The 21,103-nt window shown below is 64.3% G+C and carries 18 protein-coding genes; 8 read left to right on the top strand and 10 right to left on the bottom strand.

Annotation, left to right across the window (positions count from 1 at the left end; translation table 11 throughout):
• Positions 1 to 41 precede the first annotated feature (41 nt).
• Positions 42 to 776: a substrate-binding periplasmic protein gene (locus GTP41_RS11035; protein ID WP_161025642.1), complete on the bottom strand. Its 735-nt coding sequence runs from the start codon at positions 774 to 776 to the stop codon at positions 42 to 44.
• A gap of 230 nt (positions 777 to 1,006) precedes the next feature.
• Here GTP41_RS11035 and GTP41_RS11030 point away from each other — a divergent pair, with 230 nt between their 5' ends.
• The 4 genes from GTP41_RS11030 (at position 1,007) to GTP41_RS11015 (ending at position 3,678) form a co-directional block, all read left to right on the top strand.
• Entirely contained in the window at positions 1,007 to 1,936 is a 930-nt protein-coding gene (locus GTP41_RS11030) for a class I SAM-dependent methyltransferase (RefSeq protein WP_161025641.1), read from the top strand.
• A gap of 1 nt (position 1,937) precedes the next feature.
• On the top strand, positions 1,938 to 2,774 hold the full coding sequence (locus GTP41_RS11025; RefSeq protein ID WP_161025640.1) for a GNAT family N-acetyltransferase: 837 nt from the start codon (positions 1,938 to 1,940) through the stop codon (positions 2,772 to 2,774).
• A gap of 12 nt (positions 2,775 to 2,786) precedes the next feature.
• The gene (locus tag GTP41_RS11020) at positions 2,787 to 3,014 is read left to right on the top strand and encodes a 2-keto-3-deoxygluconate permease (protein ID WP_161025639.1); all 228 of its coding nucleotides are present in this window, start codon (positions 2,787 to 2,789) and stop codon (positions 3,012 to 3,014) included.
• A 61-nt stretch (positions 3,015 to 3,075) separates the two neighbouring features.
• The gene (locus GTP41_RS11015) at positions 3,076 to 3,678 is read left to right on the top strand and encodes a DUF1579 domain-containing protein (RefSeq protein WP_161025638.1); all 603 of its coding nucleotides are present in this window, start codon (positions 3,076 to 3,078) and stop codon (positions 3,676 to 3,678) included.
• 49 nt (positions 3,679 to 3,727) lie between these two features.
• Here GTP41_RS11015 and GTP41_RS11010 read toward each other — a convergent pair whose 3' ends face one another.
• Positions 3,728 to 5,350, bottom strand: a complete 1,623-nt coding sequence (locus tag GTP41_RS11010) for a methyl-accepting chemotaxis protein (protein ID WP_229502823.1) — start codon at positions 5,348 to 5,350, stop codon at positions 3,728 to 3,730.
• A gap of 105 nt (positions 5,351 to 5,455) precedes the next feature.
• A complete protein-coding gene (locus GTP41_RS11005) occupies positions 5,456 to 7,108 on the bottom strand; it encodes a M28 family metallopeptidase (protein ID WP_161025637.1) in 1,653 nt (550 codons plus the stop codon).
• A 169-nt stretch (positions 7,109 to 7,277) separates the two neighbouring features.
• Here GTP41_RS11005 and GTP41_RS11000 point away from each other — a divergent pair, with 169 nt between their 5' ends.
• The gene (locus GTP41_RS11000) at positions 7,278 to 9,302 is read left to right on the top strand and encodes a M13 family metallopeptidase (RefSeq protein ID WP_161025636.1); all 2,025 of its coding nucleotides are present in this window, start codon (positions 7,278 to 7,280) and stop codon (positions 9,300 to 9,302) included.
• Between the two features lie 63 nt (positions 9,303 to 9,365).
• Here GTP41_RS11000 and trhP read toward each other — a convergent pair whose 3' ends face one another.
• From trhP to GTP41_RS10975, 5 genes are all read right to left on the bottom strand, one after another.
• Positions 9,366 to 10,661, bottom strand: coding sequence for a prephenate-dependent tRNA uridine(34) hydroxylase TrhP (trhP, locus tag GTP41_RS10995; protein ID WP_161025635.1), 1,296 nt, complete (start codon positions 10,659 to 10,661; stop codon positions 9,366 to 9,368).
• Positions 10,662 to 10,714: 53 nt separating this feature from the next.
• Positions 10,715 to 11,482 (bottom strand): ParA family protein, encoded by a 768-nt coding sequence (locus GTP41_RS10990; protein WP_161025634.1) that lies wholly within the window; start codon positions 11,480 to 11,482, stop codon positions 10,715 to 10,717.
• Positions 11,483 to 11,551: 69 nt separating this feature from the next.
• Entirely contained in the window at positions 11,552 to 12,028 is a 477-nt protein-coding gene (locus tag GTP41_RS10985) for a hypothetical protein (RefSeq protein WP_161025633.1), read from the bottom strand.
• A gap of 35 nt (positions 12,029 to 12,063) precedes the next feature.
• Positions 12,064 to 12,765, bottom strand: a complete 702-nt coding sequence (locus tag GTP41_RS10980; RefSeq protein ID WP_161025632.1) for a LytR/AlgR family response regulator transcription factor — start codon at positions 12,763 to 12,765, stop codon at positions 12,064 to 12,066.
• Positions 12,750 to 13,817: a sensor histidine kinase gene (locus GTP41_RS10975; protein ID WP_161025631.1), complete on the bottom strand. Its 1,068-nt coding sequence runs from the start codon at positions 13,815 to 13,817 to the stop codon at positions 12,750 to 12,752. Before GTP41_RS10975 ends, GTP41_RS10980 begins: the two co-directional genes overlap by 16 nt.
• 136 nt (positions 13,818 to 13,953) lie before the next feature.
• Between GTP41_RS10975 and GTP41_RS10970 the strand changes: the two genes are divergently transcribed.
• Together GTP41_RS10970 and GTP41_RS10965 are read left to right on the top strand one after the other, a co-directional pair.
• Complete coding sequence (locus GTP41_RS10970; RefSeq protein ID WP_161025630.1) at positions 13,954 to 14,859, top strand: DJ-1/PfpI family protein; 906 nt, start codon at positions 13,954 to 13,956, stop codon at positions 14,857 to 14,859.
• A gap of 41 nt (positions 14,860 to 14,900) precedes the next feature.
• Positions 14,901 to 15,836: an MYG1 family protein gene (locus GTP41_RS10965; protein ID WP_161025629.1), complete on the top strand. Its 936-nt coding sequence runs from the start codon at positions 14,901 to 14,903 to the stop codon at positions 15,834 to 15,836.
• A 15-nt stretch (positions 15,837 to 15,851) separates the two neighbouring features.
• Here the strand turns inward: GTP41_RS10965 and GTP41_RS10960 are convergent, their stop codons facing one another.
• Positions 15,852 to 16,241, bottom strand: coding sequence for a YidB family protein (locus tag GTP41_RS10960; RefSeq protein ID WP_161025628.1), 390 nt, complete (start codon positions 16,239 to 16,241; stop codon positions 15,852 to 15,854).
• Between the two features lie 117 nt (positions 16,242 to 16,358).
• Complete coding sequence (locus GTP41_RS10955; protein ID WP_161025627.1) at positions 16,359 to 17,939, bottom strand: isocitrate lyase; 1,581 nt, start codon at positions 17,937 to 17,939, stop codon at positions 16,359 to 16,361.
• A gap of 330 nt (positions 17,940 to 18,269) precedes the next feature.
• Here GTP41_RS10955 and GTP41_RS10950 point away from each other — a divergent pair, with 330 nt between their 5' ends.
• Positions 18,270 to 21,089 (top strand): M16 family metallopeptidase, encoded by a 2,820-nt coding sequence (locus GTP41_RS10950; RefSeq protein ID WP_161025626.1) that lies wholly within the window; start codon positions 18,270 to 18,272, stop codon positions 21,087 to 21,089.
• Positions 21,090 to 21,103 lie beyond the last annotated feature (14 nt).

Raw genomic sequence — 21,103 nt, 5'->3', positions numbered from 1 at the left:
TTATTTAACCATAAAATTTCCTCAATGAAAATGTTGCTTTATTAATAGTGTGGGCTCAAGTTGTTTTCCAGCTGGCGATATTCCTTGCTTTGCCTTACCGTGGCGATGGCCTGCCAGATGGCTTCGATGCGTTGCGGGTCGCGTTCGTAGGTGGGGCGCGCCACCATCAGGTGCAGGCTGATGGTGGCGAACGGCTGCTCCGCCTGCCGGATGCGGCCGCGGAAACGGCGGTCGTCGCGCGCCAGCTGGCTGGCTTCAAATCCCTGCAGCACGGCCACGTCGTAGCTGCCGGAGGCCAGCATGCGCAGCGCGTCGGCCGCTGATTTCACCGTATCGCGCGCGATGTAGCCGCGTTCGCGCAGCTGCTGCGCCACCAGGTAGCCCGACTGGACCACCACCACCTTGCCCGGCGCCACCAGCTCCTGGCCATCCCAGCTGGCGTGGCCGCCCACGCGCAGGAATACCAGGGCCGAATCCTCGAACAGGGCGCGCGCCGGATCTTCCCGCCCGTCGGGCAGTTGCGGAATGCGCGACCAGGCCCGCCGGTCCACCGCGTCGGCGGCGCCGATCACGGCATCGACCTGGCCCAGCTTCAATTCGCTGAGGCAGCGCTTCCAGGGTTTGGCGGCAAAGTGGAATTGTTCGCCGAGGTGGCTTTGAACGCGTTTCAGCAGTTCGAAATTCAGCCCCTTGCCGCCGGGCGTGCTCCAGGGGCGCTGGTCGACGTCTTCAAAGCACAGGCGCAGGGGCGGCTCCTTCGCGGCATGACTATTCATGCTGACGAATAGCACCAGCACTACGCAGAGGCTCTTGTAACCCATAATCCGAGATTAGCACGGTGCTTTTGGGTAAACGGGCGCTTTAAAAAAAGAGATCCAGCGTTGTTGTATTTACCGGACGCCGCAGCGCCGACGCAACCCAGGCACAGCAAGCTGCCAGCCACCGCCCCTCGGGGCGCCTATTTATTGGCATAATCGCCTTAACCAACTCGACAGAAGGGTTCCCGATGCAGCATTCCGCCTTGCGGCAGGCCATTACCGATGGCGAGCAGCACCTGCGGCCAGTGCTGGCCGAAGCGCAATTCCAGCGCTATGTGGAAGTGGGCCTGGCCCTGCGCGCGGCGTTTCGCACGCCGGCCCTGCGCGACGTCTTTATCGACCGCCTCAAGCCGCACCGGCGCCTGGTGGCGGGCACGCTGCCGGCCGGCATCCAGCGGCACGGCATGCTGCCGCCGCAAACCCCGCCGCGCAGCCTGGCCGACATTCCGGACGCCGAGCTGGCGCAGTGGCTGGTGGATGACGGGCGCCTGATCTATGGCGAATTCACGCCGCTCGAACTCGATCACTATTTCACCGCCGTGGCGCCATGGCTGCCGGAGCGGGGGCAAGGGCCGGGCCACTTCATCGACCTGGGCAGCGGCCTGGGCAAGGTGGTGCTGACGGCGGCGCTGGCCTTGCCCGGCATGCGTTGCAGCGGCGTCGAGTTGCTCGGCTACCGGCACGAGATGGCGCAGGCGCGTCTGCAAGCGATGCTGGCGGCGGGCGACCCGCAGGAGGCCGGCGCCATCGCGGCGCGGGTGCAGTTGCGACAGCAGGATATGTTCGAGGCCGATGTCAGCGATGCCAGCCTGGTCTACCTGTACAGCACCTGCTTCGCGCCGCTCATGGAGCGCCTGGCCGAGAAGCTGGCGCGCGAGCTGGCGCCGGGTGCCCTGGTCAGCACCACCACCGTGCCGCTGCCGCATCCGGCCTTTGAACTGCTGCAGCGCTTCGATCCGCCCAGCGTGGCCTGGACCACGGTCTTCCTGTACCGGCTGCGCGGCAGCAGCGCCGTGGCGCCGGCACCGGCGCGGGCTTTGTACGAACCGGATGGCGCCGCCTGGGAAGCGGCGGTGCGCGCCGCCTTTGCCGCCCACGATGCCGAACAGGGAGCGTGAGATGGAAATTCGCGCCATGGCGCTGGCCGAACTGGAAATGGTGCTGGACTGGGCGGCGGCCGAGGGCTGGAACCCGGGCTGGCAGGATGCCGCCAGTTTTTACGCGGCCGATCCCGGCGGCTTCCTGCTTGGGCTGGTGGAGGGCGAACCGGTGGCCAGCATTTTCGCCGTGCAGTACGGCGAGGACTTCGGTTTCATCGGCGGCTATATCGTGCGGCCGGGCTGGCGCGGGCAGGGCCACGGCATGGCCGTGTGGCGGGCCGGCATGGCGCGACTGGCCGGGCGTAACGTCGGCCTGGACGGGGTCCCGGCACAGCAGGCCAACTACGCGCGCTCCGGCTTCAACCTGGCGCACCGCAATGTGCGGTATGAAGGGCAGGGCAGCGGCTTGCCGGCGGACGACCGGGTGCTGCCGCTGGCGGCACCGGATTTCGACGCGGTCGTCGACTACGACCGCGCCTTCTTCCCCGCTGCGCGCGAGCGCTTCATGCGGCACTGGCTGGCGCAGGAAGGCAGCATTGTGCTCGGCGTGCGCGATGGCCCCGGTACGCTGCTCGGCTACGCCGTGTTGCGTCCTTGCCGCGCCGGTTTCAAGGTGGGGCCGTTGTGCGCCGAATCGCCGGCTGTGGCCGACGAACTGCTGCACGCCTTGCGCGGCCGCGTGCCGCAGGGCGCGCCGATCTACCTCGACGTGCCCGAGCCGAACAGCGCCGCGCTCGCGCTGGCCGCCCAGCACGGCATGCGCCCCTGCTTCGAAACCGCCCGCATGTACACCGGCCCGGCCCCGCAACTACCCCTGTCGCGCCAGTACGGCATCACCAGTTTCGAACTGGGTTAAAACGCAAAACACTTGCTCCAACGCAAACCGCGCGTTATCAAGCCGCGCCAAGCTCCCATCCTGAAGGAGCAGTTGTGGCTGCTAGTAACTGCCATTGCCTGTGCGCTGGTTGCATGGGCTTTCTGGCGTTACCTGGATTCAGACGCCATAGTCGCATTGATGACGCTGGCCTTGGTGTCGGCTGTGGCGGATAACCTGCGCTTGCGGCGCAAGTTGCGGGAAAACCGGCAACGCGATTGACAGGGCGCGGGTACGGCGCGGAGAATGGCCCTTCCATTAACCTGCTGGATGGGAGGACGCCATGAAGCTCCGTCGTGTCGCGCAGTACCTGGTGGTTGTTGCGGGATTCACCCTGGCTGGCGCTGCAACAGCGTCGGATAAGAAGAAGTCGGGAGCGCCGGATGAGAAGGCGGCGATGGAGGCGATGGCCAAGGCGTCCACCCCGGGCGAGGCGCATAAGAAGCTCGATGCGCTGGCCGGCAAGTTCAGCGTCAAATCCAAAATGTGGATGGACCCTTCCAAACCTGCGGAAGAAAGTACCGGTGCGGCCGAGCGCAAATGGATCATGGGCAACCGCTACCTGCAGGAGACCTACCAGGGCACCTTCATGGGTCAGACCTTCGACGGCATGGGCATCTCCGGCTACGACAACGTGACGAAGAAGTATTTCGGCAGCTGGATCGACTCCGGCAGCACCAGCATGACGCTGTCGCGCGGGGCCATGAGCGGCAACACCATCACCTACAAGGGCATGATGACCGACCCGATGGCCGGCAAGGAAGTGCCGTACACGATGAAGATGATCATCGCCGACAACGACAACCACAAGATGGAAATGTGGGGCCCGGGCCCGGGCGGCAAGGAAATGAAGTGGATGGAGTTGAGCTACGCGCGCGTGAAGTAAGGGCGCTGGCGGCGCAACGGGCTGGCATGCCCGCCGCGCCGTCTCAGGCTTAGCTGCGGCCGAGGCGCGGTGCCTGGCCGGCCCGGCCGCGGGCCGAGAGCTGGGCGGCGCCATCGCCATCCAGGCGGAACACGCCTACCGCCTGCAGCAGCGCCGCCGATTGCTGCTGCATGCTAGCCGCCGCTGCGGCGGCCTGTTCCACCAGCGCGGCGTTCTGCTGCGTTACCGAGTCCATTTGCGAAATCGCTTCGTTCACCTGCGCGATGCCGACGCTCTGCTCGTTGCTGGCGGTGCTGATCTCGTTGATGATCTGGCGCACGCGGTGCACGCTGTCGACCACCTCCTGCATGGTGCTGCCGGCCTGCGCCACCAGCGTATTGCCGACGCCAACCGTTTCCACCGAAGCCCCGATCAGGTCCTTGATCTCCTTGGCCGCCGCCGCGCTGCGCTGCGCCAGGTTGCGCACTTCGGACGCCACGACCGCGAAGCCGCGCCCTTGCTCACCGGCGCGCGCCGCTTCCACCGCCGCGTTCAGCGCCAGGATATTGGTCTGGAAGGCGATACCGTCGATCACGCTGATGATGTCCACAATCTTGCGCGAGGAGCTGTCGATCGAAGCCATGGTCTGCACCACCTGCGACACCACGGCACCGCCTTTTTGCGCCACCTCCGAGGCACTGGCGGCCAGCTCGTTGGCGGTGCGCGCACTGTCGGCATTCTGGCGCACGGTGGCGGTCAGCTCCTCCATCGAGGCGGCGGTTTCCTCCAGTGCGCTGGCCTGGTTTTCGGTGCGCGCCGACAGGTCGCTGTTGCCGGCCGCGATCTCGCTGGAGGCGGTGGCAATGGTATCGGTGGCGCTGCGCACCGAGCTGACGATGCGCGCCAGGTCGTCGCGCATGCCTTTCAGCGCATTGACCATGCTGCCCTCATCGTCGTGCTTGACGCTGATCGGCACGGTCAGGTCGCCGCCGGCGATGCTGCGCGCGATGCCGGAGGCGTAATCCGGTTCGCCGCCCAGCTGGCGCAGCAGGCCGCGTGCGATGAACACGCCCACCCCCAGCAGCAGGGCCGCCAGCAGCACGGCGCCGATGGCGAAGGTGACCGCGCGGCTGCGCACCGTGGCGTCGACCGTGTCGACGTAGACGCCGGAGCCGAGCACCCAGCCCCATGGTTCAAAGCCTTTGACGTAGGAGACCTTTTTCACCGGCTGCTCGCTGCCCGGCTTCGGCCACATGTAATCGACCGGGCCGGCGCCGGATTTCTTGACCGTGTTGACGAATTCGACGAAGAGGAATTTGCCGGTCGGGTCCTTGTTGGCGCTCAGGTCTTTGTTATCGAGTTCCGGCTTGATGGGGTGCATCACCATCTTCGGCTGCATATCGTTCAGCCAGAAATACTCGTTGTTGCCATATCGCAACACTTTGATCGCTTCCATGGCTTTTTTCTGTGCTTCGGCGCGCGGCAGGGCGCCGCTGCTTTCCTGCTTTTGGTAGTAGTCGAGCACGCCGTACGCGGTCTCCACCGCTTGCCGCACATTGCTGGTGCGCTCTTCCAGGATCAGGGTGCGCTCGGATATCAGGAAGGTGGCCGTGAGCAGGATAATGCCGAGGATCGCGCCAGCGTTCAGGATGGTCAACTTCTTCGCGATACTCATGGACTGCGTAAAATTCATGGTTGTCTCCAGCAGCGAATAGTCTTTTTGTGAATCCAGCATGGCACGGCTGACAGAAAAAGAAAAGGCCCTCACGCGAGGGCCTTGACTTTGTTTAGTTTTGACTTATTTCTTGCGCTTGGCTGCGCTTTGGTCGCGAATCGTGCGGAACTCGGAGTCACCTGCCCAGTTCGGCCAGGCTTTCGATTCCGCCAGGTCGCGGCCCACGCTGTACAACACGCCCAGGTCGCGCGCCATGCCGGTGAACGGCCACTTGGCATCCCACTCGTCGGACGGCTGGTGGTAGCTGTTCGCGGTGTAGGCCTGGTTGGCCGCCTTGCCGGCCGCCATGCCGCCGTCTTCCCAGTCCTCGCCGGAGCCGATGGAGAAGGCCGGCACGCCGCGCTTGGCCATCGGGAAGTGGTCGGAGCGGAAGAAGTAGCCTGCTTCCGTGTGCGGGTCCGGCGTGAAGCTGACGTTGTGCTGCTTGAACTTGGCGACCAGGGCATCGAGCAGGTCCAGCTTGGCGCTGCCGGAGATGGTGAAGTTGCGCGCCGGGCCGTACGGGCTGAGTGCGTCCATATTGATCATGCCGGCGGTGGTGGCCAGCGGGTAGAGCGGATTGGCCGCGTAGTACTCGGAACCGAGCAGGCCTTTCTCCTCCGCCGTCACGGCCAGGAACACCACGCTGCGCTTGGGCGCCGGCGCTTTGCCGTAGGCGCGCGCCAGTTCGATCAGGGCGGCGATGCCGGTGCCGTTGTCGATCGCGCCGTTGTAGATCTTGTCGCCCTTGGCGTCAGGCAGGCCGACGCCCAGGTGGTCCCAGTGGCCGCTGTAGATCACGGTTTCCTGCGGCGCTGCCGAACCTTCGCGCAGGCCCACCACGTTCTTCGACTTGATCACTTGCGCGTCCACCGCGTAGTGGGCCGACAGGCTCACGCCTTTCAGCTCCACCGGCTTGAAGTCGCGCGTTTGCGCCTGCTTCTTGGCCGCCTCGAAATCGAGGCCGGCGCGCTTGAACAGGTCGGCCGCCACATCGCGCTGGATCCACGCCTCCATCGGCGCGTGCGACTTCTTCGGGTCCTTGCGCACGATGTCGTACATCACATTGGTGTTGGAGTTCTTCACCGTCGGCCAGCCGTAGGAGGCGGGCGCGGTTTCGTGCACGATGAGGGTGCCGACCGCGCCCTGGCGCGCCATCTCTTCGTACTTGTAGGTCCAGCGGCCGTAGTAGGTCATGGCCTTGCCGCCGAATTCACCCGCGCCGGTTTCGAAGTCCGGATCGTTGATCAGCACCACGGCCAGCTTGCCCTTCAGGTCCACGCCCTTGAAGTCGCTCCACTTGCGCTCCGGCGCGGTCACGCCGTAGCCGACGAAGACCAGCGGCACCTTGTCGAAGTCGACGCGCTTGGCGCCGTTCATCGCCGCGCGCACGGCGATCTGCTCGCCCTGCGCGAAGGGCAGGTTGTCCTTGCCGTGGTGGGCGGTCAGCACCACCGGGCCCTGGATCTCGAAGCGGCCCAGCGGCACTTCCTGGAACCAGCTGCGCTTGCCCTTCACCAGGTCGCCGCCCGGTTTCAGGCCGGCGGCGGCGAATTGTTTGGCGATGAAATCGACGGTTTTCTCTTCACCGGCGCTGTTCGGGCCGCGCCCTTCGAACTCGTCGGATGCGAGCACTTTCACGTCCTGCGACAAGCGTTGCGGATCGATCTTCGGCACGTCCTGCGCCTGGGCCGCGGTGGCGGCCAGCAGCATGGTGGCCAGCATGGCGTTTTTCACAACAAACCTCCTGGAGGGATAAATAAACCCGGCAAGTATCGGCCCTGTCACGCCGCAGGTCAAATGCCGCCGGCTGTGTAACACAGTGTTGCTATCCGGCCTTGCGCGGCCCGCGCGCAGCCCGCATGCGGCATACTTTCAGGTGACTTTTTTCCGTTGGAGGCAACACATGAAACGCACCATTCTTGGCGGGCTGATTTTCGGCCTGGTATCCGTCCACGCATTCGCCGCCGATGCGGTATCTGGCATCGACGTCGCCGGCATCGACCCGCAGGTGCGCGCCCAGGATGACTTCTTCCGCCACTCGCAGGGCAAGTGGCTGAGCGGCGTGGAGATTCCGGCCGACCGCTCGAGCTGGGGCGCTTTCAACGTGGCGCAGGAAAAGGTGGAAGGGCAGCTCAACGCCATCATCGAAAAAGCCGGCCAGGACAAGGCGCGCAAGCCGGGCTCCGACGCGCAAAAGATCGGCGACTACTACGCCAGTTTCATCGACCAGGCGCGCCGCGATGCGCTCGGCCTCAAGCCGCTGAAGGCGGAGCAGGCCCGCATTGCCGCGCTGTCGGACAAGCGCGGCATCGCCGCCCTGGTGGCGCACCTGAACCGGATCGACGCCGGCGGCCCGCTCGACATGGGTGTGCGCCAGGACGCGCGCGATTCCACCCGCTATGTGGTCGGCATCCGCCAGTCCGGCCTGGGCCTGCCGAACCGCGACTACTTCCTGTCGGAGAAGGACGCGCGCCTGAGCGAGATCCGCGCCAAGTACCAGCAGCACGTGGAAAAAATGCTGGCGCTGGCCGGCCACGCCCAAGCGGCGGAAGAAGCGGCGCAGATCGTCGCGCTGGAAACCGCCATCGCGCGCGCCCACTGGTCCGCCGTGGAGAACCGCGACCCGGTCAAGACCTACAACAAGCTGTCGCTGGCCGAACTCAAGGCGCTGATGCCAGGCTTCGACTGGAACGCCTACCTGAAAGGCGTGGGCGTCGCCGGCAAGGTCGACGCGCTGATTGTCAGCCAGCCAAGCTACCTGACCGCGCTGGACAAGCTGATCGAGGCAACCCCGCTGCCGGTATGGAAAGCCTATTTCGAGTTCCACATGCTCAGCTCCTTCGCGCCCTATCTGTCGCAAGCGTTCGTGGACGAAAGCTTCGCCTTCCGTGGCGCGGTGCTGACCGGCGCCAAGGAGCAGCGCTCGCTGCAAAAGCGCGGCATCGCCGAAGTGAACCGCGCGCTGGGCGAGATGGTGGGCAAGGCCTATGTGGCCGAACACTTCCCGGCCGAGCGCAAGCAGCAGGTGGCCGAGATGGCGCAGAACTTCCTGGCCGCTTTCCGCGAAGGGATTGAAACCCTGGAGTGGATGAGCCCAGAGACCAAGGCGCAGGCCCAGGTCAAGCTGTCCAAGATCAACGTCAAGATCGGCTACCCGGACAAATGGCGCGACTACGGCAGCCTGAAGGTGGCGCGCAATGACCTGGTGGGCAATGTGCTGCGCTCGCGCGAATTCGCCCACACCTTCAACACCAGCAAACTGGGCAAGCCGGTGGACCGCCTGGCCTGGAGCATGACGCCGCAAACCGTCAACGCCTACTACAGCCCGACGCTCAATGAGATCGTGTTCCCGGCAGCGCGCCTGCAGTACCCGCTGTACGACGCCAATGCCGAACCGGCGGTGAACTACGGCGCGGTCGGTATCTCCATCGGCCACGAGATCAGCCACGCCTTCGACGACAAAGGCTCGCAATACGACGGCGACGGCAACCTGCGCAACTGGTGGACCAAGGAAGACGGCGAAAAATTCGCCGCGCGCGGCAAGATGCTGGTGGCGCAGTACAACGGCTACAGCCCGCTGCCGGGCTACCACGTGAATGGCGAACTGACGCTGGGCGAAAACATCGCCGACAACGCCGGCCTGATCATGGCCACCCGCGCCTATCGCATCGCCATGAAAGACCAGCCCGGCCCGGTGATCGACGGCTACAGCGCCGAACAGCGCATCTTCATGGGCATGGCCCAGGCCCGCCGCGGCAAAGGCCGCGACAACTTCCTGATCCAGCAAGTGAAGTCCGACCCGCACTCGCCATCCGAATTCCGCGTGAACGGCAGCGTGAAAAACCACCCCGGCTTCTACGACGCCTTCGGCGTGAAAGAAGGCGACAAGATGTACCTGCCGCCCGAGCAGCGCGTCATCTTCTGGTAAAACCGCAACGAAAAAAATGGGGTACGTCCCCATTTTTTTTGTCCGGCCTGACCCCGAATTTCCTTACAGGTAGCGGGACAGGAGGGCGCGCTCAAGGCCGGCGGGGAAGGGGATGCGGACGATGTGGCCGCTGCCGGGGGCGACCTGGATCTCCTGGCCGTCGGCGTTCTGCATGCGTTCGAGGGTGAGGTCGCGGTTGCCGCTCGGGTGCATCACTTCGATGCGGTCGCCCACGGCAAAGTGGTTTTTGACATCGACGCGGGCCCAGCCGTCTTCAATGGCCAGCACGTCGCCCACGTACTGGCTGCGGTCGGTCTCGGAGGCGCCGCGCATGTAGTTCTGGTGCGCTTGCGTGTGGTGGCGCTGGTAGAAGCCGTCGGTGTAGCCGCGGTTGGCCAGGCCTTGCAATTGGCCCAGCAGGCTTTCATCGAAGGGGCGGCCGGCCACGGCGTCGTCGATCGCCTGGCGGTAGACCTGGGCGGTACGGGCGGCGTAGTAGGCGGACTTGGTGCGGCCCTCCACTTTCAGCGAGGTGACGCCGATCTTCACCAGGCGCTCGACGTGCTCGACGGCGCGCAAGTCCTTGGAATTCATGATGTAGGTGCCGTGCTCGTCTTCGAAGATCGGCAGCAGCTGGCCGGGACGGCCGGTTTCTTCCAGCAGGTAGACGTCGTTGGCCAGCGGATGGCGCGGCTGCTGGTGCAGCACGGAGACGTCGCCGGTGGCGTCTTCGCAGCCGCCGCCGACCTTGTAGTCCCAGCGGCAGGCGTTGGTGCAGGTGCCCTGGTTGGCGTCGCGGTGGTTGAAGTAGCCCGACAGCAGGCAGCGCCCGGAGTAGGCCATGCACAGCGCGCCGTGCACAAACACTTCCAGCTCCATGTCCGGGCAGCGCTGGCGGATTTCCTCGATTTCATCGAGCGACAGTTCGCGCGACAGGATGACACGCGTCAGGCCCATGCGCTGCCAGAATTTGACGTCGGCCCAGTTCACGGCATTGGCTTGCACCGACAGGTGGACCGGCATGTCCGGCCATTCCTCGCGCACCATCATGATCAGCCCCGGGTCGGCCATGATCAAGGCGTCGGGCTTCATGGCGATCACCGGCGCCATGTCGCGCAGGTAGGTCTTGAGCTTGGCGTTGTGGGCGAAGATATTGCTGGCGACGAAGAACTGCTTGCCGCGCGCATGGGCGCCGTCGATGCCTTCCTGCAGCGCCTGCAGGGTGGAGAAGTCGTTGTTGCGCACGCGCAGGCTGTAGCGCGGCTGGCCGGCGTAGACGGCGTCGGCGCCGTAGTCGAAGGCGGCGTTCATCTTCGCCAGGGAACCGGCGGGCAGGAGAAGTTCTGGTGCGGTGAGCATGGACAAAAACCGCACAGCATAGCCAGCGGCGTTTCAGGCCGCCATGATCCAGGTCAAGTTTGCAGTTCCTGATAGAGCGCGAGGAATTCCTGGCTCAGCTTGTGGCTGCGGTCGAGGTGGATCATGGGCAGGTTGCGCTCGTGCGATTCGCGGATGCGGATCGAGCTGGAGAGCTTGTTGTCGAACACCGGCAAGCCTTCTTCCTTGAGCTGGTCCACCAGGCGCTGCGGCAGCAGGGCGCGCGGCTGGAACTGGTTGACCACGATGCCCTCGATCTGCAGGCTGGCATTGTGGTCGGCCTTGATCTCTTTCACGTTGTTGAGCAGGGTGTACAGGGCCTGGCGCGAGAAGTCGTCGCAGTCGAAGGGAATCAGGCAGCTGTCGGCGGCGATCAGGGCCGATTGGGTGAAGAAGTTGTAAGCGGGCGGGGTGTCGACAAAGATTTCGTCGTATTCCTTTTCCAGCTCGTTCAGGGTGTCGCGCAGCTTGTAGATCTTGTGGCGCGATTCGAGCTTGGATTGCAGGTCGCCCAGCTCGGGATGCGCCACCATGATCGACAGATTGTCGAACGGGGTGGCGTGCACGTACTCGGCGGCCGGCTTGGCAAACATGCTGAAGCTGAGCATCTGTTCGAAGTAGGCGCCCAGGGTGGGCGCCGTGCCGGTAGTGGCTTCGCCCAGCAGGTAGCGGCTGGAATTGCACTGCGGGTCGATATCGATCAGCAGCGTGCGCTTGCCATGGTGCGCCGCAATGGCCGCCAGGTTAACTGCAATGGTCGATTTGCCGACGCCGCCCTTCTGGTTGAAGATTACGCGTTTCATCTGCTTGCCTTTGCTGTGGCCAATATTGCAACGATTCTAGCATGATGCAGCGCAGCAAATGCAAGCTTTTCAAGCCTTCTGGCAGGAATTCGCGGCCATGACGCCGCGCAGGTAGCCGCGCCGTACCTGGCCGGCCAGCACTGCCGCCTGGGCCTTGCGCGAGCGGCGTTCGGCGCCGCTCAGCTTGCGCAGCCAGCCACGGAAGGGAATGGCGCCTTCCACGGTTTTTTGCAGGGCGCCGGTGGCGGCGCTGCCGAGGGCCTTGCGCGAGGCGTCCATGCGGTCCAGCTCTTCTTCCGGGGTATCCAGGTCGGGACCGAGTTCTTCGTCCAGTTCGTTCACTTGCGCCAGCAGGGCCGGGCAGCTCCTATCCGCAGGAAGCTGGTAAGGGTTGTCGACGGCGTCGCGCAAGATGGGCGGGATTTCGACTTTGGCGATATTCAGGTCGCGCAGCGGCGTGCTGCCGATTTCCTCAATGCGGTTCTGGTCTTTGGTGGCGCAGGCGCTCAGGGCCAGGGCGGCGATGGCAAGGGTCAGGCGTTGCATACATCCTCATGGTTAGAAAAAAGGCAAGTATACAACTAAGCCGGGCTGAGGCGCGTCATAATTGCCTTACGGTAACGTCTGCTTATGCGCAGGCGCTGGCCGTCGTGCAGCACGATGTCGTATTCGCCGTCCTCGCGCATGGCCAGCGTGCGGATGCGTTCCAGGTTGACGATGGCGGAGCGGTGGATGCGCTGGAAACCGTGCGGCGCCAGCTCGGCGTCCAGTTCGGCCAGGCTGCGGCGCAGCAGGTGGCTGCGACCGGCGGCGTGCAGGCTGCTGTAATAGTCGCTCGCCTCGACCCAGTCGATGTCGGCGAACTTCACGATAGCGAGCGCGCTGCCGTTGCGGATGAGGAAGCGCCGCGTTTCGCCCGGCGCGCGCAGGCGCTCTTTCACCCGTTCCAGCACGCGGGCGAAGCGCTGGTCGTCGAAAGGCTTGAGCAGGTAGTCGAGCGCGCCCACTTCAAAGGCGCGCAGGGCGAACTGGTGGTGGGCGGTGACGAAGACGATGGCGAAAGGCGGTGCGGCGCCGATTCGATCCAGCAGCTCGAAGCCGTCGCATTCGGGCATTTCCACGTCGAGGAACACCAGGTCGGGCCGCGTGCCGGGCAGGGCGGCCAGCGCTTCCTCGGCCGAGCCGCACTGGCCGACGATGGTGAGCGCGGGGTCGCGCGCCAGCAGGTGCGCCACATTGCTGCGCGCCAGCGGCTCGTCGTCGATGATCAGGGCGCGCAGCATGCGTGCTCCAGGTAGGGCAGGGTGACAGTGGCCAGCACGCCTTGCTGCGCGTTGCGCAGCGTGAGCGCGTGGGCCTCGCCGTACAGGGCTTGCAGGCGCTGGCGCGTGTTGGCCAGGCCGACGCCGTCCACCGCGCCGGCAGCCAGGGCGGGGCCTTGATTGAAGATGCGGAAGATGAGCAGCTCGCCGTCGCGCGCGGCGCTGATATGCAGCTCGCCGCCCTTGGCGCGCTTGGCGATGCCGTGCTTGATGGCGTTTTCCACCAGCGGCTGCAGGATAAAGTCCGGCACTTGCGCCTGCAGCAGCGCGGGCGGGATGTCGATGCGGCAGCGCAGGCGCTCGGCAAAGCGCAGCTGCTGGATTTCCAGGTATTTGAGGATGAAATCGAGTTCACTGTCGAGGGTGACGAACTGGCGTTCGGAACGGTCCGTCACGCGCCGCAGCAAGTCGCCCAGCGCGGCCACGGCGGCCACCGCCTCGTCATCGCGTTTCTCGCGGATCAGGCCAGTGATGGCATTCAGGGCGTTGAAAATGAAGTGCGGCTCGAATTGCAGCCTGAGTGCCGACAATTGCGCACGCGCCAGTAGTTCGCGCTGTTGCGACAGGCGGCGATGGGTATCCAGCGCAATGCCGAAAGTGGCCATGGCGCTGTACAGGATGATGCTGCCGACCAGGTTGTTGATCTGCTTGGCCTGCCACAGCGCGGCAAAGGGATCGGGTCCCTTGGGATAGGCGAAGGGGTTCAGGCCGTGTTCCAGCAGCGCGCCCCAGACCGCCCACACGGCGCTGATGGCCAGGCAGGCCGCGCCATGCGCCAGCCAAGGGGTGGCCCGGCGCGCCGGCAGCGGAAAGCGCCGCAGCAAGGCGAGGGCGAGCGGTGTGGCTGCGGCCCATACCAGCCAGTTGGCCAGCGTGACGAAGAACAGGGTCCACCAGGCGTGGTGCATGCCCATGGCTTTCATGGATACCACGACCTGTGTCGCGTCGAACAGGCCAATGGCGAGCCAGGCGAAGGCAATATAGCGCCAGTGGTTGGTAGTGTTTGCGGTCATGGGGGGCCATCATAGGGGAATTCGGCGGGGGTGGCGAAGCTTTGCAGCGAATGCACGGCGGGCTGCAGCCAGTTGCCTCGTCGTCGGCGCCTTGCGATGGGAGACTGGATGCCTCTTTCCCAGCCAAGGATCAAACATGAACCGACGTGACCTTTTCCGACTTTCCAGCGCCATGGGCTTGGCAGCGACGCTGCCGGCGGTGGCCGGCGCCAGGCCCCAGTCCTCGCCGACATCGCCAGCACCGGCTGCGCCGCCGCTGCAACCGCCTGCCAGCGGCAGTATTCCCGTTGCCTTCCTCCTGTCCGACAACGCGGTGGTCATCGACTTTGCCGGGCCGTGGGAGGTATTCAGCAATGTCAGCATTGCCGGTCGCGACGCGCCGCCAGTGTTCCAGCTCTATACAGTGGCTGCCACGGCGGCTCCGATCACGGCCAGCGGCGGCATGACGATCGTGCCGAACTACACGTTCGCCAATGCGCCGGCGCCGAAGGTGATCGTGATCCCGGCACAGAGCGCGCGCGAGCCGGCGGTGATGGATTGGATTCGCGAGGCATCGCGCACGGCGGACTTGACCATGTCGGTCTGCACCGGCGCCTTTGTGCTGGCGCGCACCGGGCTGCTGGCCGGCAAGTCAGCCACCACCCACCACGGCTCTTTCAACGAGTTCGCCATGCAGTTCCCCGACGTGGCGCTGAAGCGCGGTGCGCGCTTTGTGGAGGAGGGCAGGCTGGCCAGCGCCGGCGGGCTGTCGTCCGGCATCGACCTGGCGCTGCGCGTGGTGGAGCGCTATTTCGGCCGTGCGGCGGCGCGCAATACCGCCAATGCCATGGAATACCAGGGCCAGGGCTGGCTCGACCCGATGTCGAACAACGCCTACGCTAAACGCCGCAAGTCCACCGAACAGCAGCCGGTCTGCCCGGTGTGCGAGATGGACGTGGACCTGGGAACGCCACTGACTTCGCTCTACCGCAAGCGCAAGTATTACTTCTGCATGCAGGGCCACAAAACGCTGTTCGACGCCAATCCGGCGAACTTCACCTGAGGCAGTTATCATGCTGGAAGTTTCAACGATTTGGACTTCCCATGGTGATAGTGACCCACAGCGGCAAATTCCACGCGGACGATGCGTGGGCGGTCGCAGCCCTGAAAGTTTTATTCCCCGCTGCCGGGCTGGTACGCACGCGCGACACGGCGGTGATTGAGGCGGCCGACTTCGCGGTCGATGTGGGCGGCGTCTGGGACCCGGCCGCCGGCTGTTTCGACCACCACCAGAAGGGTTTCAGCGGTGCGCGCCAGACCGGCGTGCCCTATGCCAGCGCCGGTCTGGTGTGGCGCGAGTACGGCGCCCGCTGCGTCAGTGCGCTGGCGCTGGCCCATTGCGGCCATCAGCTGGCGGACGACAAGGCGCGTGAGCTGGCCTACAGCATCGATGCCGACGTGGTGCAATACCTGGACTTGTCCGATGTGGGCGCGGCGAAAAGTGCGCCGGGCGGCTATGGCTTGTCCGCCGTGATTTCCGGCTTCAACCCCAACTGGCTCGATGAACAAAGGCTGGGCGATGGCGCCGATGCCTACCGCCAGGAGCAGTTTGAGCGCGCCGTGGCGGTCCTGACCGATATCATGGTCAACGCCGTCAAGTATCGCGTGGGGGCCTTGTTGGCGCTGGAGCAGGTGCGCCAGGCCGAGGTGCTGGAAGACGGCAAGGTGCTGTTCCTGAAGAATGCGGCGCTGCCCTGGAGCCAGGTGGTGCGGCGGGAAATGCCGAAGGTGCTGTTCGTGATCAGCCACAGCATCGCCGAGCAGCGCTACCTGATCAGCACGGTGCCGGTCAGCCCCGACAACTTCGACGCCCGCGCCGACTTGCCGGAAGCCTGGGCCGGCTTGCGTGATGCCGAGCTAGCCGCCGTGACCGGCGTGCCGGATGCCGGCTTTTGCCACAACGGCCGCTTTATCGCCTCCGCCAAGTCTTACGAAGGCATCCGCACCATGGCCTCGCTCGCCCTGAAGGATGTCGCGTAAGGCGGGTACGTGGCTTTAACCAAATAACTTTCCGCGTAGCAGGTTCAAGCCTTGCTCGAGCAGTTCGTTCTGCGGCACCTGGCCGTCGGGCGTGAGCTGATCGATGATCTTCGGCAGCATTTCAGCCAGGCCGCTTGATGCCTGACCGGGCTGAAGGCCAGCCTGCTGGGCAATTTGCGCGATATTGTCCGACCCCAGGGCTTGTTCCAACTGCTCGCCCGACACGGGATGGTTGGCGCCGGTGCCGACCCAGGACGCAGCCTGCTCGGCCAAGCCGCCTGCCTGGAGTTGCTGCAGGAGCGCCTGCAGCCCGCCAGCCCGGTTAATCATCCCCATTACACTGCTGAGCAAGTCACCTTGCGATTGGCCGAGTACTTGGCCGGCCAGTTGGTCGAGTAGTCCCATTGCGTTCTCCCTGGGTTGAATGATCCCTCCATCATAGTCCGGCCCGTGCGCCTTGCGAAAATAAAAAAGCCACCCTCGCAAAGAGGGTGGCTTTGAGCGCTAAACCCGCGGGCGGGATTAGAACTGGTTCATGGTGTTGTCTTTGCCGGCCGCCTTCAGCGCTGCTTCGCCGCTGAAGTATTCCTTGTGGTCGTCGCCGATGTCGGAGCCGGACATGTTCTGGTGCTTGACGCAGGCGATGCCCTGGCGGATTTCCTTACGCTGCACGCCTGCCACGTAACCGAGCATGCCTTGCGAACCGAAGTATTCCTTGGCCAGGTTGTCGGTCGACAGCGCGGCGGTGTGGTAGGTCGGCAGGGTGATCAGGTGGTGGAAGATGCCGGCTTCACGTGCCGAGTCGGCCTGGAAGGTGCGGATCTTCTCGTCGGCTTCGAGTGCCAGCGGGGTGGCATCGTAGTCGGCGTTCATCAGGGCGGCGCGGTCGTAGGAGGACACGTCTTCGCCGGCGTTCTTCATGCGGTCGTAGGCTTGCTGGCGGAAGTTCAGGGTCCAGTTGAACGATGGGCTGTTGTTGTACACCAGCTTGGCGTTCGGGATGACCTTGCGGATTTCCTTGACCATGCCGCCGATCTGGCCGATGTGCGGTTTCTCGGTTTCGATCCACAGCAGGTCGGCGCCGTTCTGCAGCGAGGTGATGCAGTCGAGCACGCAACGCTCTTCGCCGGTGCCGGAGCGGAACTGGAACAGGTTGCTTGGCAGGCGCTTAGGACGCAGCAGCTTGCCGTCGCGCTTGATCAGCACGTCGCCGCTGTTGACGCTGTCGGCGGTGACTTCTTCGCAATCGAGGAAGGAGTTGTACTTGTCGCCCAGGTCGCCCGGTTCATTGGTGACGGCGATCTGCTTGGTCAGGCCGGCGCCCAGCGAGTCAGTACGGGCCACGATGATGCCGTCGTCCACGCCCAGTTCCAGGAAGGCGTAGCGCACGGCGCGGATCTTGGCCAGGAAGTCTTCGTGCGGCACGGTGACCTTGCCGTCCTGGTGGCCGCATTGCTTCTCGTCGGAGACCTGGTTTTCCAGCTGGATGCAGCAGGCACCGGCTTCGATCATCTGCTTGGCCAGCAGGTAGGTCGCCTCCGCGTTACCGAAACCAGCGTCGATGTCGGCGATGATCGGCACGATGTGGGTCACGTGGTTGTCGATCTTGTCCTGGATCGCTTTCTTGGCGTCGCCCTGGGCGGCGTCCAGCTGGCGGAACAGGCCGCCCAGCTCGCGCGCATCAGCCTGGCGCAGGAAGGTGTACAGCTCTTTGATCAGGGCCGAGACGGCGGTCTTTTCATGCATCGACTGGTCCGGCAGCGGGCCGAACTCGGAACGCAGGGCGGCGATCATCCAGCCCGACAGGTAGAGGTAGCGGCGGTCGGTGCTGTTGAAGTGCTTCTTCACCGAAATCATCTTTTGCTGACCGATGAAACCGTGCCAGCAACCCAGCGACTGGGTGTACTGCGATGGGTCGGCGTCGTAGCGGGCCATGTCGGCGCGCATGATCTTTGCGGTGTAGCGCGCAATGTCCAGGCCGGTCTTGAAACGGTTCTGGGCGCGCATGCGGGCGGCCGATTCAGGGTTGATGGCGTTCCAGGCGCTGCCATTCTTGGTGCGCAGGGCTGCGATGGCTTGGATATCGTCTTGGTATTGGGACATGGTCATTATTCCTAAAAAGAAGGATTAAGAAAGCGAAGCACTTGGAATAATGATAGGCCATTTATTGCGCCGCACATATGTCTTATATAAGACATATAACTGAAATTTGTTCCTTATAATTCAATGACTTGAATATTTGATTCCATGATGCGAAATGATTTTTCGCTGGATGAATTGCAGAGTATGCTGCCCTGAACATGTGCTTCTTACATTGTGAGATAGGGATTTCGCATTGTGGCAAACGCGCCTCAGCGGCCCCAAAGAATTTTCACTACTGCAAGCTTGCGGTTATATAATTTATAACCTTTATTTTTTTATAGGAATCAAAAAGTGAAGTTACTTACCGCCATCATGCTGAGCGCAGGCATCCTGTCGCCAGCGTTCGTCGCCACCCCGGCCATCGCCGCGCCTGCGGCTGCCAGCAAGTCCTCCGCAGTCAAAGTCGCCTCGGTGGAAGGCATTACCGAGTACCGCCTGGCCAACGGCCTGCGCGTGCTGCTGTTCCCGGACGCCAGCAAACCAACCCTGACCACCAATATTGTTTACATGGTAGGTTCGCGCCACGAGAACTACGGCGAAACCGGCATGGCCCACTTGCTGGAGCACTTGCTGTTCAAGCCAACCGCCAATTTCGGTATCAAGAAGGGCACCAAGTCGCCAGTGGAAGTGCTGAACCAGATCGGCGGCCGCTTCAACGGCACCACCTGGTATGACCGCACCAACTACTTCGCCACCTTCCCGGCCAATGACGACAACCTGAAGCAGATGCTGGCGCTGGAAGCCGACCGCATGATCAACTCGCCGATCAGCCAGGACGACCTGTGGAACAACAAGACCCAGAAGGGTGAGATGACCGTTGTGCGCAACGAGTTCGAAAGCGGCGAGAGCGATCCGTTCCGCGTTACGCTGGAGCGCACCATGTCGGTCGCCTTCGACTGGCACAACTACGGCAAATCGACCATTGGCGCCCGTTCCGATATCGAAGGCGTGAGCGTGGACCGCCTGCGCGCCTTCTACAAGCGCTACTACCAGCCAGACAACGCGATCCTGATGGTGGCCGGCCGCTTCGACGAAGCCAAGGTGCTGGCCCAGGTGAACGAACTGTTCGGCAAGATTCCTAAGCCGACCCGCGTGCTGGCCCCGACCTATACCTCGGAACCGACCCAGGACGGCGAACGTTCCGTCACCATCCGCCGCACCGGCGGCACCCAGCTGGTGGTCACCGGCTACCACGTGGCGCCTGCCAGCCACACCGATGCCGCCGCGCTGCAAGTGCTGGGCAAGATCCTGACCGACGCACCAGCCGGCCGCCTGCACAAGGCCCTGGTGGACGCCAAGCTGGCGTCCTCCGTGATGGACCTGGACTTCAACCACATGGAACCAGGCTACCGCCTGTTCGCCGCCGTGGTGCCGAAGGACGGCCAGACCGCGGCCGTGGAAGAAGCGATGCTGAAGGCGCTGGAGGACATCAAGTCCAACCCGATCACCGCAGCCGAAGTGGTGCGCGCCAAAGCAGCCATCGCCAAGGACACCGATCTGGTGGTGAACGACACCGCGCGCTTCACCATCGCCCTGACCTCGGCCCAAGCCGCTGGCGACTGGCGCCTGTTCCACCTGCGCCGCGACCAGGTGGAAACGGTTGACGTGGCAGCCGTGCAAGCGGTCGCCGCCAAATACCTGAAACCGTCCAACCGCACCCTGGCGCGCTTCATTCCGACCGATGCCGCCGACCGCGCCGAAGTGCCGAAGACCCCGGACATCGCTGCCCTGGTCAAGGACTACAAAGGCCGCGCCGTTGTGGCGCAAGGTGAAGTGTTTGACCCAAGCCCGGATAATATCGAGAAGCGCGTGCAACGTTCGGCCCTGGCCAACGGCATGAAACTGGCGCTGCTGCCAAAAACCACCAAGGGCAACACCGTCAGCGCCACCGTGCAACTGCGCATGGGTACTGCTGACAACCTGGCTGGTAAGGGCACCGTTGGCGCCTTCGTCGCCTCGATGCTGACCGACGGCACCGAGCGCCTGTCGCGCCAGGAAGTTAAGGACGCCTTCGACAAGCTGAAGGCCAACGTGGGCATCCAGGGCGGCGCGGAAGGCGTGACCGCCACCGTGACCACCACTCGCGACAACCTGGCAGCGGCGCTCGACCTGATCGCCGAATCGCTGATGAAGCCGGCCTTCAACGCCAATGACTTCTCCGAGCGCCAGCGCGAGTTCATCTCCGGCACCGAGCAGGAAATGACCGAGCCGCAGCCGCTGGCCAGCAACGCCATGCAACGCCTGACCGACACCTTCCCGGCCGGCCACGTGCGCCACGTGAAGACCCTGCCGGAGCAACTGGCGGAAGAAAAAGCCGTGACGCTGGAGCAGGTCAAAGCCTTCCACAAAGCCTACTACGGTGCCGGCAACGCCACCCTGTCGGTGGTGGGTGACTTCGACGCCGCCGCCGTGAAGGCGCAAGCCGCCAAGCTGTTCGGCAACTGGAAAGCGGAGCAGCCCTACGCCCGTATCGCCAGCGCCATGAAGCCGGTGGCAGGCCAGAAGATCTCGCTGGAGACTCCGGATAAAGCCAACTCGGTGCTGCTGGCAATCCAGCCAGTACCGCTGAAGGACGATGCCGCAGCCTACCCAGCCCTGCTGATGGGTAACTACATGCTGGGTGGCGGCGCACTGCGCAGCCGTCTGGCCGACCGCATCCGCCAGAAGGAAGGCCTGTCCTACGGTGTGGGTTCGCAACTGTCCGTGCCGGACCGCGACCCGGCCGGCCTGTGGCTGGCATTCGCCATCAGCGCGCCGCAAAACACCGTGAAGGTGGAAGCAGCGCTGCGTGAAGAGTTGGATAAGGCGCTGAAAGACGGCTTCACCGACGCCGAGCTGGCGGACGCCAAAAAAGCCTGGCTGCAATCGCGTCAGGTAGGCCGCACCGGCGACGCCGGCCTGGCCAGCCGCCTGGCAGGCTATCTGAGCTTCGACCGCACCATGGCCTTCGACAAAGACCTGGAAGCTAAAGTCAGCGCGCTGACCGTGGCCCAGGTAAACGAAGCCCTGCGCGCGCACCTGAAGCCGGAAGCCGTTTCCGTCATCAAGGCTGGCGACTTCGCCAAAGCTGCCGCCGGTGCAGCAGGCGCGGCCCCTGCCGCCAAGCCTTAATCAGGCTGACCAAG

This window comes from Pseudoduganella guangdongensis, assembly GCF_009857475.1.
Classification (GTDB): Bacteria; Pseudomonadota; Gammaproteobacteria; order Burkholderiales; family Burkholderiaceae_D; genus Rugamonas; species Rugamonas guangdongensis.
Note: the sequence above shows the minus strand (reverse complement) of the source record. Positions and strands in the feature narration are given on the sequence as shown.

Coding starts and splice junctions, on each gene's coding strand:
- GTP41_RS11025 (WP_161025640.1), top strand. CDS start 1,938: ATGGAAATTCGCGCCATGGCGCTGGCCGAACTGGAAATGGTGCTGGAC.
- GTP41_RS10980 (WP_161025632.1), bottom strand. CDS start 12,765: ATGCTGCGCGCCCTGATCATCGACGACGAGCCGCTGGCGCGCAGCAAT.
- GTP41_RS11030 (WP_161025641.1), top strand. CDS start 1,007: ATGCAGCATTCCGCCTTGCGGCAGGCCATTACCGATGGCGAGCAGCAC.
- trhP (WP_161025635.1), bottom strand. CDS start 10,661: ATGCTCACCGCACCAGAACTTCTCCTGCCCGCCGGTTCCCTGGCGAAG.
- GTP41_RS10970 (WP_161025630.1), top strand. CDS start 13,954: ATGAACCGACGTGACCTTTTCCGACTTTCCAGCGCCATGGGCTTGGCA.
- GTP41_RS10965 (WP_161025629.1), top strand. CDS start 14,901: ATGGTGATAGTGACCCACAGCGGCAAATTCCACGCGGACGATGCGTGG.
- GTP41_RS11015 (WP_161025638.1), top strand. CDS start 3,076: ATGAAGCTCCGTCGTGTCGCGCAGTACCTGGTGGTTGTTGCGGGATTC.
- GTP41_RS10985 (WP_161025633.1), bottom strand. CDS start 12,028: ATGCAACGCCTGACCCTTGCCATCGCCGCCCTGGCCCTGAGCGCCTGC.
- GTP41_RS11010 (WP_229502823.1), bottom strand. CDS start 5,350: ATGAATTTTACGCAGTCCATGAGTATCGCGAAGAAGTTGACCATCCTG.
- GTP41_RS10960 (WP_161025628.1), bottom strand. CDS start 16,241: ATGGGACTACTCGACCAACTGGCCGGCCAAGTACTCGGCCAATCGCAA.
- GTP41_RS11000 (WP_161025636.1), top strand. CDS start 7,278: ATGAAACGCACCATTCTTGGCGGGCTGATTTTCGGCCTGGTATCCGTC.
- GTP41_RS10990 (WP_161025634.1), bottom strand. CDS start 11,482: ATGAAACGCGTAATCTTCAACCAGAAGGGCGGCGTCGGCAAATCGACC.
- GTP41_RS10975 (WP_161025631.1), bottom strand. CDS start 13,817: ATGACCGCAAACACTACCAACCACTGGCGCTATATTGCCTTCGCCTGG.
- GTP41_RS11035 (WP_161025642.1), bottom strand. CDS start 776: ATGAATAGTCATGCCGCGAAGGAGCCGCCCCTGCGCCTGTGCTTTGAA.
- GTP41_RS10955 (WP_161025627.1), bottom strand. CDS start 17,939: ATGTCCCAATACCAAGACGATATCCAAGCCATCGCAGCCCTGCGCACC.